Consider the following 20,898-nt stretch of genomic DNA (forward strand, 5'->3'; position numbering starts at 1 on the left):
TTTCCTGAGCCCCGGAGTGGTTTCTCCACCAGGACAGCGGGCCGTCGGATCATCGGCGGCCCGCTGTTCTAGCGTGCGGCACGTGACGATGAAGAGAAACCTTCGGCCACGCCGCCTGGCGATTCCCGGAATCGTCCTGGCCGCCACGGGCGCGCTGCTCGGCAGTTCCGCCCTGCCCTCCATGCCCGGATTCCCGGGCCTCCCCGCCCGGGAACACGCCCCGCGCGGGCTGAACATCCTGCTGATGGGCACCGACGAACGGGACACCCTCACCGCTGCCCAGAAGCAGACGTTCCACGCCGGTGGAAAGCCCTGCGGCTGCTCGGACGTCCTGATGCTGATCCACGTCTCGGCGCAGCGGGACCGGGTCAGCGTGATCGGCATGCCCCGTGACTCCGCCGCGGAGATCCCGCCGTACCGGGAGAAGCCCGGCGCCAGGGAACGCCCGCCGCATCCGGCGAAGCTCAACGCCGCCTACCAGGAGGGCGGTCCGGAGCTCATGATCCGGACCGTGGAGTCGATGGCCAAGGTGAACATCGACCGGTTCCTCCAGGTGGACTTCCGGCGCTTCATGAACAGCGTGGACGAGGTCGGCGGCGTCGAGGTGTGCACGCCGCGGCGGCTCAAGGACTCCGCGACCAGACTCGACCTCAAGCCCGGCAAGCACCGGCTCGGTGGCGGGCAGGCGCTGCAGTACGTCCGTTCACGCCATGTCGACGGCAGCGCCGACCTCGGCCGCATCCAGCGTCAGCAGCGCTTCCTCGTCCAGGCCTGGCGCGAGATGCGGGAACGCAAGCTGCTCACCCGTCCGCGGCGCATGACGCACCTGGCGGAGATGCTGCTCGGGTCCGGCCGTCAGGGGTTCCAGCCCGGCGAACTCGTCGAACTGGCCGCCGCCCTGCACCGGCTGCCGGACGCGGCGACGGAGTTCACGACCGTGCCGATCGCGGGCTTCGCCCCGGCCCGGCTGGGCATCGGCGCGGCCCTGGCGTGGGACCCGGAGGAGAGCGACGCGCTCTTCGCGAAGGTGCGCGACGACCGGCCGCTGATCGAGCGGGGCGCGCAGCCGAAGCCGAAGGACCCGCCGGACATCCTCGGCAAGACGGTTCCGGTGCGGGGGAGCGCGTACGCGTGCCACTGAGGGGCGCACGGCCCTCATGCCCGATGCGCTGCGCCGATCGGGGCACAGGGCGCAACCCCGGACGGTTCCATGCCGTTGTTGATCACGCAGCTCCTCCCCCGGAGCCCGCGTTTTCGAAGGGAACGAACATGAAGAAGCTGTGGGCGACCGCGGCCCTGGCCGCCTCCGTCGCCGGTCTTGCGGCGATGAGCGCCCCGCAGGCCCTCGCCATCGGTGACGACAGCGGCACCACCTCCGCCAGCGGCAACGGCGCCTCGTCGGAGTTCGGCAACTCGGCCACCTTCGGCCACCAGAGCCCGCAGCTCTCGCTGGTCCAGGGTTCGCTGAACAAGCCCTGCATCGGCCTGCCGGCGAAGATCAACGCCCAGTCGCTCATCGCGGCTCTGAACATCGGCGTCCAGGACATCCCGATCCTGTCCGCCCCGCAGAACCAGCAGTGCGTCGAGAACAGCACCCAGGCCAAGGGCGACGAGCCGCTGTCGCACATCCTGGACGACATCTCGGTCCTGGCCGGCAACGGCGCGGGCAACGGCTGAGCCGCAGCCCGACGTACCGCGACGGCGGGTCACCGGTTCTCCGGTGGCCCGCCGCTTCGTGTGCCCCGGCGGCGGCGCCCGCGGTGTCACGCGCCGTACAGGGCCTCGATCTCCTCGGCGTACCGTGCCGTGGCCGCGTGCCGTCTGACCTTCAGGGAGGGCGTGAGCAGCCCGTTGGCCTCGGTGAACTCGCCCTCGACCAGGGTGAAGGCGCGGATCGACTCGGCGCGGGAGACGGCCTCGTTGGCGTAGTCGACGGCCCCTTGGACGTCCGCGCGCAGGCGGGGGTCGCGCAGTGTCTCGGTGAGCGGGGTGTCCGCGGGGAGCCCGCGTACGGTCCGCCAGTGGGCGAGCGCGTCGGGGTCGAGGGTGACGAGGGCGGCGACGAAGGGGCGGTTGTCGCCGACGACCAGGCACTGGCCGACCGGGGTGCGGCTGCGCAGCCGGTCCTCCAGGACCGCCGGGGAGACGTTCTTGCCGCCGGAGGTGACGAGGATGTCCTTCTTGCGGCCGGTGATGGTGAGGTAGCCGTCGTCGTCGAGGGCGCCGAGGTCGCCGGTGGCGAACCAGCCGTCGGTGCGGACCTCGGCGGTGGCCGCCGGGTCGTTCCAGTAGGAGTCGAAGACCACCGCGCCCGCGATCAGGACCTCGCCGTCGTCGGCGATCCGGACGGCCGTGCCGGGGACGGGCTGACCGACGGTGCCGGGCCGGGGCCTCAGGGGCGGGACGAGGGTGGCGGCGGCGGTGGTCTCGGTCAGGCCGTAGCCCTCGTAGACGATGATGCCGGCCGCGTAGAAGAAGAGGCCGAGGGTGCGGTCGAGGGGGGAACCGCCGCTGATGGCGTAGCGCAGGCGGCCGCCGAGCTCCCGGCGGATGCGGCGGTAGACCAGCAGGTCGTAGAGGGCCCAGGCGGCGTACAGGCCGGGTCCGGGGCCCTTGGCCTTCCGCCTGACCCCGCCTTCGCCTTCGTCGCCACCCCCGCCCCCACCCGCGCCTGTGTCTGCGCCTGTGTCTGCGCCTGTGCCTGTGCCTTCGTCGAGGAACTTGTCGAGGTACGCCTGCGCGAAGCGGACGGCGATGCGTTCGGCGCGGTCGAAGGAGGCGGCGCGGCCGATCTTCTCGGCGGTGGCGCGGCCGGTGTCGTGGATGCGCTCGAAGAGATAGGGGACGCCGACCAGGAAGGTGGGCCGGAACTCCTTGAGGGCCGGGCGGAGTTCGTCGGGCTTGACGCTCGGGAAGTGGCCGGTCTCGATGCGGGCCATCAGACAGGCGATCGCCAGGGTGCGGCCCATGATGTGGGCGAGCGGGAGGAAGAGGAGGGTGGAGGCGGTCTGGCCGGTGACCTCCTTGAAGATCGGGTGCAGCAGTTCGAGGGTGTTGGCCGCCTCGGCGTGCAGGTTGGCATGGGTGAGGACGCAGCCCTTGGGGCGGCCGGTGGTGCCGGAGGTGTAGCAGAGGGTCGCGGTGGTGTCGGGGGTGAGGGCGGCCCGGCGCTTGGTCACCTCCTCGTCGGGGAGGTCGCGGCCGAGGGCGTCCAGTGCGGCGACCGCGCCCGCGTCGAGTGCGAGGACGCGCGGGGGCAGCGGGTGGTGTGCCGTGCCGGTCGTCGCCGTGCGGGCGTTGTCGGCGTTCTCGACGACGATCAGGGTGGCGCCCGAGTCCCGGACGATCCAGTCGACCTGCTCGGCCGAGGAGGTGGCGTAGATCGGGACGGTCAGGCCGCCGGCCGCCCAGATCGCGAAGTCCAGGAGGGTCCACTCGTACCGGGTGCGGGACATGACGGCGACCCGGCCGCCCGGTGCGAGGCCGTGCGCGATCAGGCCCTTGGCGGTCGCGGTGACCTCGGCGGCGAACGCGGCCGCGGTGACCGGGTGCCAGCCGTCGGACCTCCGGCGGCGCAGCACCACGGCCTCGGGGGCCTCGGCCGCGTTGGTGAAGGGCAGGTCGGCCGTGCTGCCCGTGGCGGGCGGCGCCACCAGGGGCGCGGTGCGGGCCTCCCGTACGGCGCCGGTGTCGTCCCTGAGCACGTCGACCCGGGTGCGGGAGGCCAGGTCGGCGCGTTTCCTCGCCCGCTTCAGATCCTTGCGTACGCCCATGACGGCTCCCCGGTCGCGGTGCGGCTGCACGTGCCGGGTGAGCAACTTACTCACGCGTAAGGTTCTGCGCCAGAGGTCGAGTCGGCTCGTGTCGCTGATCGCGCCGACCGGGTCGCGGACGTCCTCGTCCCCGGTCCCGTCGGCCGACGTCCCGCCGGATTCCCGGAGTTCGCCCAGGCCGGGAGCGCCCGGCAGCGGGCGCCCCCGGGCTGCTCAGGGGGGAACACAGGCGTCGGCGACGTCATCCTCCGGCGCCCTAGGACACGACGTCCTTGCGCGCGAAACCGCGGAAGGCCAGGGCGAACAGGACCAGCGCGTAGGTCACGGAGACGGCGGTGCCCTGGATCATGCCGGACCACTCCGGGGTGGGCTGGACGGCGTCGGCCCAGGCGAACTGCCAGTGCGCGGGCAGGAAGTCGCGCCAGTCGCCGAGGGCGGTCACGGCGTCCAGGACGTTGCCGACGATGGTCAGGCCGACCGCGCCGCCGACCGCGCCGAGCGGGGCGTCGGTCTTCGTCGAGAGCCAGAACGCGAGCCCCGCGGTCACCAGTTGGGAGACGAAGACGTACCCGACCACGATCACCAGGCGCTGGGCCGCGGTGCCCGGGTCGAGCGCGCCGCCCGTGGGCAGCTCCAGGGGGCCCCAGCCGTAGGCCGCGGAGCCTACGGCCAGGGCGACGACCGGCAGCAGGACCATCGCGGCCAGGCTGAGGCCGAGGCCGACGACGAGCTTGGACCACAGCAGGCGGGCCCGGGGCACGGGGGCGGCCAGGAGGTAGCGCAGCGAGGACCAGCCGGCCTCGGAGGCGACGGTGTCCCCGCAGAACAGGGCGACCGGGATGACCAGGAGGAAGCCCGCGGACACGAACAGGTTGACGGCGGCGAAGTTGGCGCCGGACGCCGTCGCCGTGTCCATCAGGGTGACCTGTTCGTTGCGGCCGCCGGGCTCGCCGCCGATCGCGAAGGCGATGAGCAGCACGAACGGCAGGACGGCGAGGATGCCGCCCATGACCAGCGTGCGGCGGCGCTTGAGCTGGCGGACCAGCTCGACGCGCAGCGGCAGGGTCCGGCCCGCCTGGTAGCCGGAGGCGACCTCGGTGAGCGTGCTCATGCGGAACCTCCGATCAGGGTGAGGAAGGCGTCCTCCAGGCGGCGGTGCGGGCCGATCGCCTGGACGGGCACGTCGAGCCGGACGAGTTCGGCGACCAGGCGCCGGGCGCTGCCGTCGGCGTCCAGGCGGACCAGCAGGCCCTCGGCCGTCGGGACCGCGGAGGCCACCCCCGGCAGGGCGGCGATCTTCTCCACGACCGGCTCCTCCACGGGGGTGGCGGTGCCCACGAGGAGGGTGTCGCCGGAGCCGACGATCTCGGCGACCGGCCCCGCCTGGACCAGCCTGCCCCGGTCCATGACCACGAGGTGCGTGCAGGACTGCTCGACCTCGGACAGGAGGTGGCTGGAGACGATGACCGTGCGGCCGGCGGCCGCGTACCGGATCATCACCTCGCGCATCTCGCGGATCTGCGGCGGGTCGAGGCCATTGGTCGGCTCGTCGAGGATGAGCAGGTCCGGGAGGCCGAGCATGGCCTGGGCGATGGCCAGGCGCTGGCGCATGCCCTGCGAGTACGTGCGCACCGCGCGGGCGAGGGCGTCGCCGAGGCCGGCGATCTCCAGGGCCTCCTCCAGGTGGGCGTCCCCGGCGGGGCGGCCGGTGGCCCGCCAGTACAGCTCCAGGTTCTCCCGGCCGGACAGGTGCGGGAGGAAGCCGGCGCCCTCGACGAAGGAACCGACGCGGGAGAGGACGGGCGCGCCGGGGCGGATGGCGTGGCCGAAGACCCGGATCTCGCCGCCGTCGGGGCTGATCAGGCCCATCAGCATGCGCAGAGTCGTCGTCTTGCCCGCGCCGTTCGGGCCGAGGAGTCCGAGGACCTGGCCCTTCTCGACGCGGAAGGACAGGTCGCGGACGCTGTAGCGGTCGCCGTTGGCGTACTTCTTGCTCAGGTCGGTGATCTGGAGCGGGACCTCGGCGAGCGCGGGGTCGGGGGCGGGGCCCGCGGTGCGGCGGCGGGCCGTCAGCAGCAGGGCCAGCGCGATCGCCGCGCCCGCCAGGGGCAGCCACCAGACCCAGGACGGGAGCGGGGCGGCCGCCGTCGTCACCGCGGGGGCGGTCGGGACCTTCAGGTCGCCCTTCAGGGAGACCGTGTACGTCGCCGGGGCCATCGGGGAGGCGTAACCGAGGTCGGTGGAGGCGAGGACCAGGCGCAGCCGGTGGCCCTCCTCGACCTTGTGGTCGATCGCCGGGAGCGTGATCGTGACGTCCTTGCCGGCCTTGGCGCCCTCGACGCGGACCGGGGTGACGAGCTGGGAGGGCAGCACCTGGCTGCCGCCGCCGCTGACGTCGTAGACCTTGGCGAAGAGGACGGCGGTGCCGGAGGTCGACTTCACCCGGACGGTGACCGTCGGGGAGCCGGTGACGCGCAGGTCGCCGGTGACCGGGGCGGAGTCGAAGGCGGCGTGCTGGCCGGGGAAGTCGAGGGAGACGCCGACGCCGAGGGAGGAGAGCTGGGAGAGGCCTCCGCCGCCGAGGCCGGGCAGGGCCGAGACGGCGGGCGGGCTGGCGCCGGGCGGGTTGGCGAAGGACTGCTCCGCGCGGCGGCCGGTGAGGGGAAACGCCCGCTCGGCGTTCTCCAGGCCCGGGTAGCCGTCCGCGCTCGCGCCCCTGAGCCGGGCGGCGCCGTCGGTGGAGTCGACCCCTCCGGTGCGGGTGACGCGGAAGGCGGGCCCGGTGTCGGCCGCCTTGTCGTCCTTGAGATAGCGGTCGAACCAGGAATGGACGCGAGCCCGGACCCGGGCGCCCTCCATGTCGCCGCCGTCGTGGCCGCCCGCGATCCAGTCGACGTCCACGGGGGCGCCGTTGGCGCGGATCGCCTTCTCGGCCGCGTCGGACTGGGCGAGGGTGAAGAGGGAGTCGGTCTGACCCTGAACGAGGAGGGTGGGGACCTTGATGCGGTCGGCGACGGCGGACGGCGAGCGCTGCTCCAGGAGCTCGCGGGCGGCGGTGTCGGGGGCGCCGGACTCGGCGACGCGGTCGTACATCGCGGCCAGCGCGGGTTCGAAGCGGGCGGAGCCGCCGCCCGTGTTGAAGAAGATGCCGGCCCACAACTTCTTGAACACGCCGTCGGGGAAGAGGGCGTCCGCGAGGTTCCAGTAGGTGATCGCGGGGGCGATGGCGTCGACACGGTCGTCGTGGCCCGCGGCGAGGAGGGAGATCGCGCCGCCGTAGGAGGCGCCGGCCACGCCGACCCGGGGGTCGCCGGCCCTGTCGAGCTGCACCTGCGGCTGTTGCGCGAGCCAGTCGATCAGCCGGGAGACGTCGGCGACCTCGCCCTTCGGGTCGTTCAGCCCGATCTTGCCGGTCGACTTGCCGAAGCCGCGCGCGGACCAGGTGAGCACCGCGTATCCGTCGCGGGCCAGTTCCTCGGCCTGCCCGCGCATGTCGTCCTTGCTGCCGCCGAAGCCGTGTCCGAGGAGCACGGCGGGGCGGCGGCCGGCCGCGCCGGAGGTGAAGTAGGAGGTGTCCAGGCGTACGCCGTCCACCGCCATGACCCGGTCGGCGTGGTGCACCGCGGGCGTGTCGTCGTCGGAGGCGACGGCCGTCCAGGTACCGGCACCGGCGAGTACGACCACGGCGGCCACGGCGGAGACGATCCGTCGCGGCCGCCGTGGTCCTCGCAGACCGGGCAGTCGAAGATCCATGCTTCAACGGTACGGGGTCGACCTGTCGGGGAGTTGTCGACCGTGGACCGATGTGGCCGCCCTCCTGGGGGCGTACGGGGCGGGACCGGCGTACACCGGCCGCGGTACACGTCAGGCCTGCGCGTCGTCCGGGATCGACACCAGCCAGCGGGTGTCGCGGCGGGGGCGCAGGTAGAGGGCCCAGTAGAGGGTGGCGGCGGCGGTGATGCCGCCGGTCCACACGAGGTAGGCCGTCTCCTGCTGGGTGAGGATGTAGCCGAGGACGACGATCAGCAGGACCGGCAGCACCGGCCACAGGGGCATGCGCCAGGCGTGGGTGTGCTTGTGCCGGCCGCGGCGGGAGAGCAGCGCGGCGACCGCGACGAGCAGGTACATGCCGGTCACGGAGACGCCGGTGACGCCGTACAGGGTGTCCAGGTTCACGAAGCAGAGCAGCGCGCCCGGGATGCCGACGGCGAGGGTGGCGACCCAGGGGGACCCGAACCGGCCGAGCTTGGCGAAGACGTCGTTGACCGGCCGGGGCCAGGCCTTGTCGCGGGCGGAGGCGAACAGGACGCGGGAGTTCTGGATGACCATCACGATGCCGGCGTTGATGATCGCGAGCGCCACGCAGAGGCTGACGAAGGTGCCGACGGCCGAGTTGGACCAGGCGGTGACCATGGCGCCGATGTCGCCGCCGCTGAGTTCGGTGAGGTCGGAGGCGCCGAAGGTGATGGCGACGACCGGGACCAGGATGATCACGGAGGAGATGGCGAGGGTGGCGAGGACCGTGCGGGCGACGTTGCGGCGCGGGTGCTCCAGCTCCTCGGAGAGGTAGACCGCGGTCGAGAAGCCCTGGGTGACGAAGAGGGCGATGGCGAGGCCGGAGACGACCAGCATGGCGGTGACGGTGTCGGTGTGGCCGTCGGCGCCGGCGACCTGCATCGAGACGAGGCTGCCCGCGCCGCGGTGGCCGTGGGCGAAGCCCAGCACCGCGACGACGGCCGCGGCGATGACCTCCAGGACCAGGAAGACGCCGGTGATCCAGGCGTTGGCGCGCAGGTCGAGCAGTCCGGCGAGGGTGGCCAGGATCATGACGGCGGCGCCCGCGAACGAGGGGTCGAGATGGACGACCGGGGCCAGGTAGTCGGCGGTGCCCATCGCGATCACCGGCGGGACGATCATGACGACGAGCAGGGAGAGGACGAAGACCAGCCAGCCGGCGAGCCGCCCGGCCAGCGTCGACACCATGGCGTACTCGCCGCCCGCGCTGGGGATGAGGGTGCCCAGCTCCGAGTAGCAGAACGCCACGGCGATACAGAGCAGCGAGCCGATCGCGATCGTGAGGGCGGTCGCGGTGCCGAGCGAGCCGAACAGGTCCGGGACGACGACGAAGAGGGTGGAGGCGGGGGTGACGCAGGAGAGGGTGAGCAGAGTGCCGCCGACGACTCCGATGGAGCGCTTGAGCTGCTGGGGACCGTCGGGCGCCTGGGGGAGGGCGGTCTCGACGGGAGGGAGCGTGTCGGTCATGCGGCGGTTCCGATCGACTCGTGCGGCGGGGGTGAGGCGGGAGCGCTATCGCCTCCGGCGGCTTTGGGCGTACGTCGTTCGTCCGCTCCCGGCGGCTGCATGGAATCCCGACGGAAACCGGTGCGTCAATAGGTGTTCACCTACGGAATCCGTTGCACGGCGCGGCTCCGAATCACGGATATGACAGTTCCGGTGGGCCTGTTCGGCCCGCTTGGGGTGTGCGGGAACCGCAGGGCGGGCGGCAAAAAAGTGAGGCGACGTTCGGCATGCGGACGTGTCAGGGTGTCCCGTCAGGTCGGGGATCACAGACGAGGCACAGGGTGGGGACTCGATGCAGCTGAAGTACACGGCCGTCTGGACGGCGGTCACGGCGGTGGCGCTGATCGCGACGGCCGGGTGCGGCACCCGGGCGGCCGAGGGGACGGCCGAGGCCGTGGACGGCGCCGACGCGATCATGGCGGCGCTCGGCAGGGCGACCGACCGGACCGAGCAGGTCGGCTCGGCGGAGGTGCGGATGACCACCTCCATGGGCGCCGGCGCCCCGGTCGCCATGGACGGCACCTACTCCTGGGGCGACGGGTTCGCGTTCGACGTCCTGATGGACACCGCGGCCGCGCAGATGCAGCAGCTGCAGGACGACCCGAAGATGCGCATGCTCTTCGTGGACGGCGCCTACTACTACGACGTCGACCCGCAGTCCACGGGCCCGCTCGAGGGCAAGGAGTGGATGAAGATCGACGGCTCGGCCGTCTTCGGCCGGAAGGGCGCGCAGGCCCTCAGCGGCAGCGCCGGCAGCCCGTCGGCGTCGATGAAGGGCCTGAAGTACGCCGACGACGTGGAGGACCTCGGTCCGGAGTCGGTGAACGGCGAGGCCACGACCCATTACCGGGCCGTCGTCGACCGGAAGGGCATGGGCAGGTACAAGGAGGCCTACGGCAACGAGGACAACCTCTTCGGCTCGCTGACCGGCGGCGCGACCTCGATCACCATGGATGTCTGGGTGGGAGACAAGGACCTGCCGGTCCGCATGATCCAGGAGATCGGCGTCATGAAGGTCACCATGGACTTCGAGAAGTTCGGCCGGACGGCCGAGGTCAAGGCCCCGCCGGCCGCGCAGACCGGCGACCTCACCGAGGCGATCGCGGAAGCCGGCGCGGCGCTGTGACCCGGCCGCGCCCTGTCCCCTCGCGCGCGGGACAGGGCGCGGCCGGACCTCGGTGATCAGTGGTTGCGCGGGAAGCCCAGGTCCACGCCGCCCGGGCCGTCGGCCGGGTCCGGCCAGCGGGTCGTGACGACCTTGCCGCGGGTGTAGAAGTGGGTGCCGTCGTTGCCGTAGATGTGGTGGTCGCCGAAGAGCGAGTCCTTCCAGCCGCCGAAGCTGTGGTAGCCCACGGGGACCGGGATCGGGACGTTCACGCCGACCATGCCGGCCTCGATCTCCAGCTGGAAGCGACGGGCCGCGCCGCCGTCCCGGGTGAAGATCGCCGTGCCGTTGCCGAACGGCGAGCCGTTGATGAGGGCCACGCCCTCGTCGTAGGTGTCCACGCGGAGCACGCACAGCACCGGGCCGAAGATCTCGTCCTGGTAGGCCTTCGCGGTCGTCGGGACCTTGTCGAGCAGCGAGATGCCGATCCAGTGACCGTCCTCGAAGCCCTCGACCGTGTAGCCGGAGCCGTCCAGGACGACCTCCGCGCCCTCGGCCGCCGCGCCCGTCACGTACGACGCCACCTTGTCGCGGTGGACCTTCGTGATGAGCGGGCCCATCTCGGAGGCGGGGTCGTTGCCGGGACCGATCTTGATCTTCTCGGCGCGCTCGCGGATCTTCTGCACCAGCTCGTCGCCGATCGCGCCGACGGCCACGACCGCGGAGATCGCCATGCAGCGCTCGCCCGCCGAGCCGTAGGCCGCCGAGACGGCCGCGTCCGCCGCCGCGTCGAGGTCGGCGTCCGGCAGCACCAGCATGTGGTTCTTGGCGCCGCCCAGGGCCTGGACGCGCTTGCCGTTCGCCGAGGCCGTGGTGTGGATGTAGCGGGCGATCGGGGTCGAGCCCACGAAGGACACGGCCTTGACGTCCGGGTGCTCCAGCAGGCGGTCCACCGCGACCTTGTCGCCGTGCACGACGTTGAACACGCCGTCCGGCAGCCCGGCCTCCGCCAGCAGCTCGGCCAGCTTCAGGGCCGCCGACGGGTCCTTCTCGGACGGCTTCAGCACGAAGGTGTTGCCGGTCGCGATGGCGATCGGGAACATCCACATCGGGACCATCGCCGGGAAGTTGAACGGCGTGATGCCCGCGACGACGCCCAGCGGCTGCCGGATCGACGACACGTCGACGCGGGAGGCCACCTCGGTCGACAGCTCGCCCTTCAGCTGCACGGTGATCCCGCACGCCAGGTCCACGATCTCCAGGCCGCGCGCGACCTCGCCCAGCGCGTCGCTGTGCACCTTGCCGTGCTCGGCGGTGATCAGCTCCGCGATCTCGTCCCGGTGCGCGTCCAGCAGCGCCCGGAACTTGAACAGGATCGTGGTCCGCTTGGCCAGCGAGGACGCGCCCCAGGTGGCGTAGGCGTCCTTCGCGGCGGCCACCGCGGCGTCGACCTCGTCGACGGTCGCGAACGCGACCTTCGTGGTGACGGCGCCGGTCGCCGGGTCGGTGACCGGCCCGTACGTACCCGACGCGCCTTCGACGGTCTTGCCGCCGATCCAGTGGTTGACGATCTTCGTCATGACCGAGTGCTCCTTCACAGATGGCGGCGTCGGGTAGAGACGTGCCGTTCGTACAGCTCACGTGCCTTCACCGCGGACGGTCGGGTCGCGGTCTCGGCCACAGGTACATCCCACCAGGCCTGCGCGGGCGGCGGGCCCGACACAGTGTCGGCCGTTTCCGTCTCGACGTAGACACATGTGGGAGTGTCGGCGCGCCGCGCCTCGGCGAGGGCCTCGCGCAGCTCGCGCACGGTCTTCGCGCGCAGCACGCGCATGCCGAGGCTGGCCACGTTGGCGGCCAGGTCGACGGGCAGCGGGGCGCCGGTGAAGGTGCCGTCGTCCGCGGTGTAGCGGTACGCGGTGCCGAACCGCTCGCCGCCCACCGACTCCGACAGACCGCCGATCGAGGCGTAGCCGTGGTTCTGCACGAGGAGGATCTTGATCGCGATCCCCTCCTGCACGGCCGTCACGATCTCCGTCGGCATCATCAGATAGGTGCCGTCGCCGACCAGGGCCCAGACGTTGCGCTCGGGGGCGGCCAGCTTCACGCCGATCGCGGCCGGGATCTCGTACCCCATGCAGGAGTAGCCGTACTCCAGGTGGTACTGGTCCCGGGAGCGTGCCCGCCAGAGTTTGTGCAGGTCACCGGGGAGCGAACCGGCCGCGTTGATGATCACGTCCGACTCGTCCGCGAGGGCGTCCAGCGCGCCCAGCACCTGCGGCTGCGTCGGCCGTACGTCCGGCTCCTCGGCCTCGTAGCAGGCGTCGACGCGCTGCTCCCAGCGCTCCTTGTCCTCCGCGTACTCGGTGACATAGGCGTCCGTCACCCGGTGGTCGTGCGTCTGGAGGGCCGCGGTCAGCTCGCCGAGGCCGCTGCGGGCGTCCGCCACGAGCGGCAGACCGGCGAGCTTGTGGCCGTCGTAGGGCGCGATGTTGAGGTTGAGGAAGCGGACGCCGTCGGCCGCGAACAGCGTGTTCGAGGCGGTGGTGAAGTCGGTGTAGCGGGTGCCGACGCCGATCACCAGGTCGGCGGTGCGGGCGAGTTCGTCCGCCGTCGCCGTGCCGGTGTGGCCCACGCCACCCACGTCCTGGGGGTGGTCGTAGCGCAGCGAGCCCTTGCCGGCCTGGGTGGAGGCGACGGGAATGCCGGTGCTCGCGGCGAACTCGGCGAGCGCCTCCTCGGCGCGGCTGTGGTGGACGCCGCCGCCGGCGACGATCAGCGGACGGCGGGCGGCACGGATCGCGCGGACCGCCTCGGCGAGTTCGGTCGGGTCGGCGCCCGGACGGCGGACGACCCAGGTGCGCTCGGCGAAGAACGCGTCGGGCCAGTCGTACGCCTCGGCCTGGACGTCCTGGGGCAGCGCGAGGGTGACCGCGCCCGTCTCCACCGGGTCGGTGAGCACGCGCATCGCCTGGAGGGCCGCCGGGATCAGGGCCTCGGGGCGGGTGACGCGGTCGAAGTACCGCGACACCGGGCGCAGGCTGTCGTTGACCGACACATCACCGGCGTACGGGACTTCGAGCTGCTGGAGCACCGGGTCGGCGACGCGGGTCGCGAAGATGTCGCCGGGCAGCAGAAGGACCGGCAGGTGGTTGACGGTCGCCAGGGCGGCGCCGGTGACCAGGTTGGTCGCGCCGGGGCCGATCGACGTCGTCACCGCGTGGGTGGACAGGCGGTTCGACTGGCGGGCGTAGCCGACGGCCGCGTGGACCATGGACTGCTCGTTGCGGCCCTGGTGGAACGGCATGTCGTCGCCGTACTCGACCAGCGCCTGGCCGAGGCCCGCGACGTTGCCGTGGCCGAAGATGCCCCAGGTCGCGCCGATCAGCCGCTGCCGTACGCCGTCACGCTCGGTGTACTGGGCGGCGAGGAAGCGGACGAGTGCCTGGGCGACCGTCAGCCTCGTCGTCGAGGTCTGCGCCGTCATCGGTAACCCCCTGTGCTGTCTACGTGGTCCGGGTGGAAGCAGATCCGCCACTCCCGGGTCTCGCCCGGGCCCGCCATGACGTTCAGGTAGTACATGGCGTGGCCGGGCTGGGCGACGGCCGGGCCGTGCCAGCCGTCGGGGACGAGCACGGCGTCGCCGGAGCGGACCTCCGCGAGGACGTCGGATCCGCCTTCGCGCGAAGGGGATACGCGCTGATAGCCGAACCCGTTCGGGCCGTCGATCTCGAAGTAGTAGATCTCCTCGAGTTCGGCCTCCTCGCCCGGCCGGTGCTCGTCGTGCTTGTGCGGCGGGTACGAGGACCAGTTGCCGCCGGGGGTGATCACCTCGACGGCGATCAGCCTGTCGCAGTCGAAGGCGTCGGCGGAGGCGAAGTTGCGCACCAGACGGGCGCAGTTGCCGCTGCCGCGTTCCTCGACGGGGACCTCCGGCGCGGGGCCGTAGCGGGCGGGGAGTTGTCGCTCGCACTTCGCTCCTGCCAGGGCGAAGCGGCCTCCCGCGCCGGAGGCGATCTGGACCCGGGCGTCACGGGGAACGTACGCGAAGTCGGTGACCGACGCGAACACGCTCTCCCTGCCCAGGAGTTGGAACTCTTCATCGGCTGTTTGCACGGTACCTCCGCCTTCCAGCGGAAGCACGATCCACTCGCTGTCACCCGTGGTGAACACGTGCGTGGCGCCCGGCTCCAGCTCGACGATCCGCAGGGCGCAGTACCCCCAGCCGGCTCGCTCGGGGTCGATGTCGAGGGTGTAGTCGGCGCCGGCCGTGGTGCCGTGCGGGAGGTACAGGTCGTGGTGCGGCTCGGTGTGTGTCATGCGGCCCTCACAGCAGTCCTACGGCGGTGTCCACGGCGGCGGCGACGTCCCCGTCCGCCGGATAGAGCAGCGAACGGCCGACCACCAGGCCCCGGACGGTGGGGAGCTGGAGCGCACCGCGCCATTTCTCGTACGCGCCGTCCTGGTCATCGCCGACCTCGCCGCCCAGCAGGACGGCCGGCAGCGTGGACGTCTGCATGACCTCGGCCATGTCGTCGGGATTGTCGGTGACGGGGAGCTTCAGCCAGGTGTAGGCCGAGGTGCCGCCGAGGCCCGAGGCGATGGCGATCGACTTGGTGACGGCCTCGGCGGAGAGGTCGTTGCGCACCTTGCCGTCCGGGGTGCGGCGGCTGATGAACGGCTCGACGAAGAGGGGGAGTCTGCGGGCGGCCATGTCGTCGACGGCGCGGGCCGTGGACTCCAGGGTGATGAGCGAGCCCGGGTCGTCGTAGTCGATGCGCACGAGCAGCTTGCCCGCGTCGAAGTCCAGCCGCTCGATGTCCTCGGGACGGTGACCGGTGAAACGGTCGTCGAGCTCGAAGACGGACCCCTGGAGGCCGCCGCGGTTCAGCGAGCCCATGACGACCTTGCCGTCGAGGGCGCCGAGGAGGAGCAGGTCGTCCAGGATGTCGGCGGTCGCGAGGACGCCGTCGACGCCGGGCCGGGAGAGGGCCAGGCACAGCCGCTCGAGCAGTCCGGCCCGGTTGGCCATGGCCAGCCGGTCGGCGCCGACGCCGAGCGCGCCGCGGGCCGGGTGGTCGGCGGCGACGATCATCAGACGGCCGGAGTCGCCCAGCAGCGGCCGGCGCCGGCGGCGGGCGGCCGCCTCGGCGATCGCCTCGGGGTGCCGCGCGCGCAGGCGCACGAGTTCGGAGATGTCGACGGTCGTCACAGGACGGCCCCCGCCTCGAGCGCCGCTTCCACTTCGTCCGGTGTCGGCATCGCGGAGGAGCACTCCAGCCGGGAGGCCACGATGGCGCCCGCGGCGTTGGCGTGACGCATGATCTTCTCCAGGTCCCAGCCCGCGAGCAGACCGTGGCAGAGGGAGCCGCCGAAGGCGTCTCCGGCGCCGAGGCCGTTCAGGACGTTCACCGGCAGCGGCGGGACCTCGGCGGACTCGCCCTTGCTGTTGACGGCGAGGACGCCCTTGGGGCCCTGCTTGACCACCGCGAGTTCGACGCCGGCGTCCAGCAGCGCCTGTGCCGCCGCCCGGGGTTCGCGCACTCCGGTGGCGACCTCCACCTCGTCGAGGTTGCCCACGGCGACGGTGGTGTGCTTCAGGGCCTCGGCGTAGAAGGGGCGGGCGGTGTCGGGGTGGCTCCAGAACATCGGGCGCCAGTCGAGGTCGAAGACCGTGGTGCCGGCCCTGGCCCGGTGCGACAGGGCGGCGAGGGTCGCCGTGCGGCTGGGCTCCTCGCTCAGGCCGGTCCCGGTGACCCAGAAAATCCGGGTCTCGCGGACGGCGTCGAGGTCGAGCTCGTGGGCGTCGATCTCCAGGTCCGGCGCCTTGGGCTGCCGGTAGAAGTACAGCGGGAAGTCGTCCGGCGGGAAGACCTCGCAGAAGGTGACGGGCGTCGGCCGCCCGGGGACGGCGGTGACCCAGCGGTCGTCGACGCCGAAGCCGCGCAGGGCCTCGTGCAGATACGTGCCGAAGGGGTCGTCACCGGTGCGGGAGATCACCGCCGTCGCGCGGCCGAGGCGGGCGGCGGCGACCGCGACGTTGGTCGCCGATCCCCCGAGGAACTTCCCGAAGGACGTGACCTGCGGGAGGGGGACGCCCGTCTGTAGCGGATAGAGGTCCACCCCTATCCGCCCCATGGTGATCAGGTCGTACGCCATCGAGTTCCCTTCGTATCGGCTCGTCCCCGTGAGACCGCTCGTGGCACGTCCCCGGCACGTCCCCGTATCGGCTCTCACGGCTTTGTAGCCCCGCGCGGCGGGCCCTGTCAATGTTTTGTCCAGACATTCGGACCAGCCCTTGACACCCCCTTCGGCGAGACAGCACGCTGACGCCCATGACGTCGTTGTCACCTCAGTCACCAGTTTCCGGTGTTTCCCGCATCCGTGTCGGATCCGCCCCCGACAGCTGGGGCGTCTGGTTCCCGGACGATCCCGCCCAGGTCCCCTGGCAGCGCTTCCTCGACGAGGTCGCGCAGTCCGGCTACGAATGGATCGAGCTCGGCCCCTACGGCTATCTGCCGACCGATCCCGCCGTCCTCACCGAGGAGACGGCCCGGCGCGGCCTGAAGGTGTCGGCGGGCACGGTCTTCACCGGCCTGCACCACGGCGAGGCCGTCTGGGAGAAGACCTGGGCGCATGTCGCGGACAACGCGGTGCTCGCCCAGGCGATGGGCGCCAGGCACCTGGTCGTCATCCCGTCCTTCTGGCGGGACGACAAGACCGGCGTCGTACTGGAGCCGGACACCCTCACTCCCGAGCAGTGGCGCAACCTCACCTCGCTGACCGAGCGGCTCGGCAAGGAGGTGCGGGAGCGGTACGGCCTGCAGATCGTCGTCCACCCGCACGCCGACACCCACATCGACAGCGAGGAGAACGTGGTCCGCTTCCTGGACGGCACCGACTCCGACCTGGTGTCGCTGTGCCTGGACACCGGGCACTACGCGTACTGCGGCGGCGACAGCGTCAAGCTGATCGAGACCTACGGCGAGCGGATCGGGTACCTGCACCTCAAGCAGGTCGACCCGGAGATCCTGGCGGACGTGCGGGCCGACCAGGTGCCGTTCGGGCCGGCCGTCGCACGGGGCGTGATGTGCGAGCCGCCCACCGGCGTGCCCGCGCTGGGGCCGGTGCTGGAGGCCGCGCAGAAGCTGGACGTCGACCTGTTCGCGATCGTCGAGCAGGACATGTACCCGTGCGATCCGGACGCGCCGCTGCCCATCGCACAGCGCACGCGGGCGTTCCTTCGCTCCTGCGGGGCGTAGCCGGTCGGGAACGCGGCGGGCCGCGCACCGGGTGCGGACCGCAGGGGTCCGCACAGGTCCGCGCGGGTGCGGGTCGCGTGCGCCCGTCTCGCCCCCGCGGCGGAGCCGCACGGCGATAAAGCCCCCCGCCCCCTTAACGGCGTCGCCGCGGTCGTAGCACCATGAGTGCCCATGGCTGGCAGCGCCGTACGCACCCGATCCGGCGAAGGGCCCGGCGGGGCATGGGAGTTCGCCGTCGCCGCACCCCATCCGCGGCTGCGGCCGGGAGTGCTGGGCTACCGCGGGATCCGGCTCGCCATGCACCGGCCCCGGCGGCGGCTCGAAGCGCCCATCGGAGCCTCGACCCTGCTGCTGGGGTTCGAGCAGCCCGTACGGATCTCCCGGGCGGGACGGACGCCGGACGTCCTGGTGTCCGTGTACTGCGGGCCCACCACCACGCCCGCCGTCGGGGAGCACGGCGGGCGGTTTTCGGGCATCGAGGTGCTCATGGCGCCCTGGGCCGCGTTCGGCCTCTTCGGCACGCCCCAGCACGAGCTCGTGAACCGCACGGTCGATCCCGACGAGCTGCCGCACTCCCTGGGGTCACCGCTCGGTGAACTCGCCGCCGCGCTGGCCGCGTCCCCCGGCTGGACGGAGCGCTTCGCGCTGCTCGACGAGGTCCTCACCCGGTGGCGGGAGACCGGCACGCCGGGTTCGGAGCGGGTCGCGCGAGCCTGGTCGCTGCTCGTGCGCACGGGCGGCGCGATACCGGTGCCCCGGCTGGCCGAGGAGGTCGGCTGGAGCGTACGGCACCTGGAGAACCGGTTCCGGGAGCAGATCGGGCTCGGCCCCAAGGCGGCGGCCCGTGTACTGCGGCTGCAACGGGCCCGTCGGCTGCTGGCGGAGGGACGGAGCGCGGCCGAGACCGCGGCCCTGTGCGGCTACTACGACCAGGCGCATCTCAGCGGCGAGTTCAAGGCGATGACGGGGTGCACACCGAGGGAGTTCACCCAGGCCAGGCGTCTTCCGGCGCAGGTGTCGCCGGCGGCGGACCGGCTGAGCGGGGAGGTGACGAGCCTGGTCCTTCCGGCCCGCGGGGACGACCGGCCCGGACCGGGTGCGCATTTTTCCAAGACCCACCGCATTGGCTGAATACAGGCTGGGGGTCCGCCGGTTGATCCGGCGGATTTCCGACCGTTCCGGATGCTTCGAGTGTTCCGGGCCCTTCGGTCGTTTCCGGTCGGCCGGGGGGATGACGGGGAGCGGGAACGGGTCGGGCCTGTCGCAGCGGGCCCGGCCCGTCTCCTGTCGGCGGCCCGTCGGTGACCTCGGGGCATTTGTCAACGCGCCTCTCTCATGGGCCTCGTGCGTTTCTTTGCTTCACCTGTGTCACAAACTCCCCTTTTCTGTCACACATGTCGCGTGTACGCGGGTTTCGCGTCACACGACGTCGACAGCCGCATCCGGAAAGTCACCGAGGGCCGTTGGCGGGGCACAGGCTTGGTGATCGCCAGCGCAGCGCCGGGCTCCCCCCGGGCGGCCTCCCGGCCGCCGACCCCCGCGCGCGCAGGGAGGTGCAGCTCATGACCGACCGAAGGCTCTGGTCCTACAAGGAGATCGCGGCGCACATCAAGGTGCAGCCGGACACCGTGCGGTCCTACCGCAAACACGGGCTGCTGCCCCCGCCCGACCACGTCGAGGGCGGCAAACCCTTCTGGTACGCCGACACCGTGCGCGCCTGGGCGGCCTCCCGGCCGGGCAACCGGGGACGCGCACTGGACTGACCCCGGCGGGAAAAACCGGCTGTGCCCTCACGGACGCGTGGGGCACAGTGCTCCGGGTGAACTTCACCGACAAGCCCCTGCTCCGGGGCGCGAAGACCGTGCTGCGGCCCTTCACCGAGGCCGACGCCGACACCATGTGGGAGATCATCGGCGACCCCGAGGTCGTCCGCTTCACCTTCCCGCCGAACAGCGACCTCACCCGGGAGCGGGTGCGCGCGTGGTACGGCTCCCGTGCCGGGCAGCCCGACCGGCTGGACCTCGCCGTCACCGACCGGGACACCGGCGAACTGGTGGGAGAGGTGGTCCTGCACGAGTGGGATCCGGACTCCCGCAGCTGCACCTTCCGCACGCTGATCGGCCCCCGGGGCCGCGACCGCGGGCTCGGCACCGAGGCGACCCGGCTCATCGTCGGCCACGGCTTCGGACAACTGGGCCTGCACCGCGTCCAGCTGGAGCTGTACGGCGACAACGAGCGGGCCCGCCGCGTCTACGAGAAGGTCGGGTTCGTGGTCGAGGGGGTGCGGCGGGAGGCCGCGCTGCGGAACGGGGTGTGGGTGGACGAGGTGCTCATGGCGATGCTGGACCGGGAGTGGGCCGCGCTCGGGCCCACGGATCGATGACCGTCACCCCCGCGCCCGGCGCGGTGCCCAGCGCGGACAGGGCGGCCGGGGTCTCGTCCAGCGTGATCGTCGACGTCACCAGCAGGTCGGGACGCAGCACCCCCGTCCGGACCAGCTCCAGCATCGCCGGGTAGGTGTGCGCGGCCATGCCGTGACTGCCCAGGATCTCCAGCTCCAGGGCGATGGCGCGGGCCAGCGGGACAGGCGTCGTGCCGTCCGCCGAGGGGAGCAGACCGACCTGGACGTGCCGGCCGCGACGGCGCAGCCCGTTCACCGAGGCGGCGCAGGTGCCGGGAGAACCGAGCGCGTCGAGAGAGAGGTGGGCGCCTCCCCCGGTCAGCTCGCGCACCGCCGCCGCGGTGTCCGGCGCCTCCCGTCCGTCGACGCACGCGGCCGCGCCGAACCTCCGCGCCAGGGCCAGGGCCTTCGGGGAGACGTCCACCGCCACCACCCGGGCCCCGCTCGCCGCCGCGATCATCACGGCCGAGAGGCCCACGCCTCCGCAGCCGTGCACCGCCACCCACTCCCCCGCCGCGACCCGGCCCTGCTGCACCACGGCCCGGAACGCCGTGGCGAACCGGCAGCCGAGGGAGGCGGCGGTGGCGTACGACAGGTCACCAGGGATCGCGACCAGGTTCACGTCGGCGTGGTCCAGGGCCACGAACTGGGCGAAGGAGCCCCAGTGCGTGAATCCTGGCTGCGTCTGCCGCTCGCACACCTGGTGGTCGCCGGCCGCGCAGGACGGGCAGCTGCCGCAGCCGCACACGAAGGGGACGGTGACCCGGTCGCCCTCCTTCCACCTGGTGACCCGGGCGCCGACCTCCCGCACGACGCCGGCGAGTTCATGGCCGGGCACGTGGGGCAGGGTGATGTCCGGGTCGTGGCCCATCCAGCCGTGCCAGTCGCTGCGGCACAGACCGGTGGCCTCGACGCGCACGGTCACGCCGTGGGGGGCCGGTCGCGGGTCGGGCAGTTCCCGTACCTCGGCCGGTCCCCCGTACCGCTCGAACACCACAGCCCGCATGTGCCCTCACCCTCGCCCTCGCCCTGCGCAGACCCATGGTGGCCCGCGCA

At 72.4% G+C, this 20,898-nt stretch carries 17 protein-coding genes; 7 read left to right on the forward strand and 10 right to left on the reverse strand.

What is annotated here, in order from left to right:
- Positions 1 to 88 precede the first annotated feature (88 nt).
- Positions 89 to 1,141 (forward strand): LCP family protein, encoded by a 1,053-nt coding sequence (locus J2X68_RS03300; RefSeq protein ID WP_310430912.1) that lies wholly within the window; start codon positions 89 to 91, stop codon positions 1,139 to 1,141.
- Between the two features lie 128 nt (positions 1,142 to 1,269).
- On the forward strand, positions 1,270 to 1,677 hold the full coding sequence (locus tag J2X68_RS03305) for a rodlin (protein ID WP_310430860.1): 408 nt from the start codon (positions 1,270 to 1,272) through the stop codon (positions 1,675 to 1,677).
- Between the two features lie 86 nt (positions 1,678 to 1,763).
- On the opposite strand, the gene J2X68_RS03310 is transcribed toward J2X68_RS03305, so the two are convergent.
- The 4 genes from J2X68_RS03310 to J2X68_RS03325 all read right to left on the reverse strand — a co-directional run bounded on the left by J2X68_RS03310 (position 1,764) and on the right by J2X68_RS03325 (position 9,035).
- Entirely contained in the window at positions 1,764 to 3,773 is a 2,010-nt protein-coding gene (locus tag J2X68_RS03310; RefSeq protein ID WP_310430913.1) for an AMP-dependent synthetase/ligase, read from the reverse strand.
- A 256-nt stretch (positions 3,774 to 4,029) separates the two neighbouring features.
- Positions 4,030 to 4,884, reverse strand: coding sequence for an ABC transporter permease (locus J2X68_RS03315; protein WP_310430861.1), 855 nt, complete (start codon positions 4,882 to 4,884; stop codon positions 4,030 to 4,032).
- Complete coding sequence (locus J2X68_RS03320; protein WP_310430862.1) at positions 4,881 to 7,526, reverse strand: CocE/NonD family hydrolase; 2,646 nt, start codon at positions 7,524 to 7,526, stop codon at positions 4,881 to 4,883. The genes J2X68_RS03315 and J2X68_RS03320 overlap by 4 nt, the downstream gene beginning before the upstream one ends.
- A 111-nt stretch (positions 7,527 to 7,637) precedes the next feature.
- Complete coding sequence (locus J2X68_RS03325) at positions 7,638 to 9,035, reverse strand: APC family permease (RefSeq protein ID WP_310430863.1); 1,398 nt, start codon at positions 9,033 to 9,035, stop codon at positions 7,638 to 7,640.
- A gap of 331 nt (positions 9,036 to 9,366) precedes the next feature.
- Here J2X68_RS03325 and J2X68_RS03330 point away from each other — a divergent pair, with 331 nt between their 5' ends.
- Positions 9,367 to 10,200: a hypothetical protein gene (locus J2X68_RS03330; protein ID WP_310430864.1), complete on the forward strand. Its 834-nt coding sequence runs from the start codon at positions 9,367 to 9,369 to the stop codon at positions 10,198 to 10,200.
- Positions 10,201 to 10,256: 56 nt separating this feature from the next.
- On the opposite strand, the gene mmsA is transcribed toward J2X68_RS03330, so the two are convergent.
- Genes mmsA through iolC form a run of 5 tightly spaced genes read right to left on the reverse strand, consistent with a single transcriptional unit; the run spans position 10,257 to position 16,338 of the window.
- Positions 10,257 to 11,759 (reverse strand): CoA-acylating methylmalonate-semialdehyde dehydrogenase, encoded by a 1,503-nt coding sequence (gene mmsA / locus J2X68_RS03335; protein WP_310430865.1) that lies wholly within the window; start codon positions 11,757 to 11,759, stop codon positions 10,257 to 10,259.
- A 14-nt stretch (positions 11,760 to 11,773) separates the two neighbouring features.
- A complete protein-coding gene (gene iolD, locus J2X68_RS03340; protein WP_310430866.1) occupies positions 11,774 to 13,666 on the reverse strand; it encodes a 3D-(3,5/4)-trihydroxycyclohexane-1,2-dione acylhydrolase (decyclizing) in 1,893 nt (630 codons plus the stop codon).
- Positions 13,663 to 14,499 (reverse strand): 5-deoxy-glucuronate isomerase, encoded by an 837-nt coding sequence (gene iolB, locus J2X68_RS03345; protein WP_310430867.1) that lies wholly within the window; start codon positions 14,497 to 14,499, stop codon positions 13,663 to 13,665. Before iolB ends, iolD begins: the two co-directional genes overlap by 4 nt.
- A gap of 7 nt (positions 14,500 to 14,506) precedes the next feature.
- Positions 14,507 to 15,391, reverse strand: a complete 885-nt coding sequence (locus tag J2X68_RS03350) for a deoxyribose-phosphate aldolase (RefSeq protein ID WP_310430868.1) — start codon at positions 15,389 to 15,391, stop codon at positions 14,507 to 14,509.
- Positions 15,388 to 16,338, reverse strand: a complete 951-nt coding sequence (gene iolC, locus J2X68_RS03355; RefSeq protein WP_310430869.1) for a 5-dehydro-2-deoxygluconokinase — start codon at positions 16,336 to 16,338, stop codon at positions 15,388 to 15,390. Before iolC ends, J2X68_RS03350 begins: the two co-directional genes overlap by 4 nt.
- A 176-nt stretch (positions 16,339 to 16,514) precedes the next feature.
- On the opposite strand from iolC, the gene J2X68_RS03360 reads away from it, so the two are divergent.
- From J2X68_RS03360 to J2X68_RS03375, 4 genes are all read left to right on the forward strand, one after another.
- Entirely contained in the window at positions 16,515 to 17,441 is a 927-nt protein-coding gene (locus J2X68_RS03360; RefSeq protein ID WP_310430870.1) for a sugar phosphate isomerase/epimerase, read from the forward strand.
- A gap of 171 nt (positions 17,442 to 17,612) precedes the next feature.
- A complete protein-coding gene (locus J2X68_RS03365) occupies positions 17,613 to 18,572 on the forward strand; it encodes a helix-turn-helix domain-containing protein (RefSeq protein ID WP_399039206.1) in 960 nt (319 codons plus the stop codon).
- Between the two features lie 431 nt (positions 18,573 to 19,003).
- Positions 19,004 to 19,204: a MerR family transcriptional regulator gene (locus J2X68_RS03370; RefSeq protein WP_310430871.1), complete on the forward strand. Its 201-nt coding sequence runs from the start codon at positions 19,004 to 19,006 to the stop codon at positions 19,202 to 19,204.
- Between the two features lie 56 nt (positions 19,205 to 19,260).
- Entirely contained in the window at positions 19,261 to 19,824 is a 564-nt protein-coding gene (locus tag J2X68_RS03375) for a GNAT family protein (RefSeq protein ID WP_310430872.1), read from the forward strand.
- Here the strand turns inward: J2X68_RS03375 and J2X68_RS03380 are convergent.
- Positions 19,772 to 20,848: a zinc-dependent alcohol dehydrogenase family protein gene (locus tag J2X68_RS03380; RefSeq protein ID WP_310430873.1), complete on the reverse strand. Its 1,077-nt coding sequence runs from the start codon at positions 20,846 to 20,848 to the stop codon at positions 19,772 to 19,774. The genes J2X68_RS03375 and J2X68_RS03380 overlap by 53 nt on opposite strands.
- Positions 20,849 to 20,898 lie beyond the last annotated feature (50 nt).

The sequence above is a fragment of the Streptomyces sp. 3330 genome, from assembly GCF_031456635.1.
Lineage (GTDB): Bacteria > Actinomycetota > Actinomycetes > Streptomycetales > Streptomycetaceae > Streptomyces.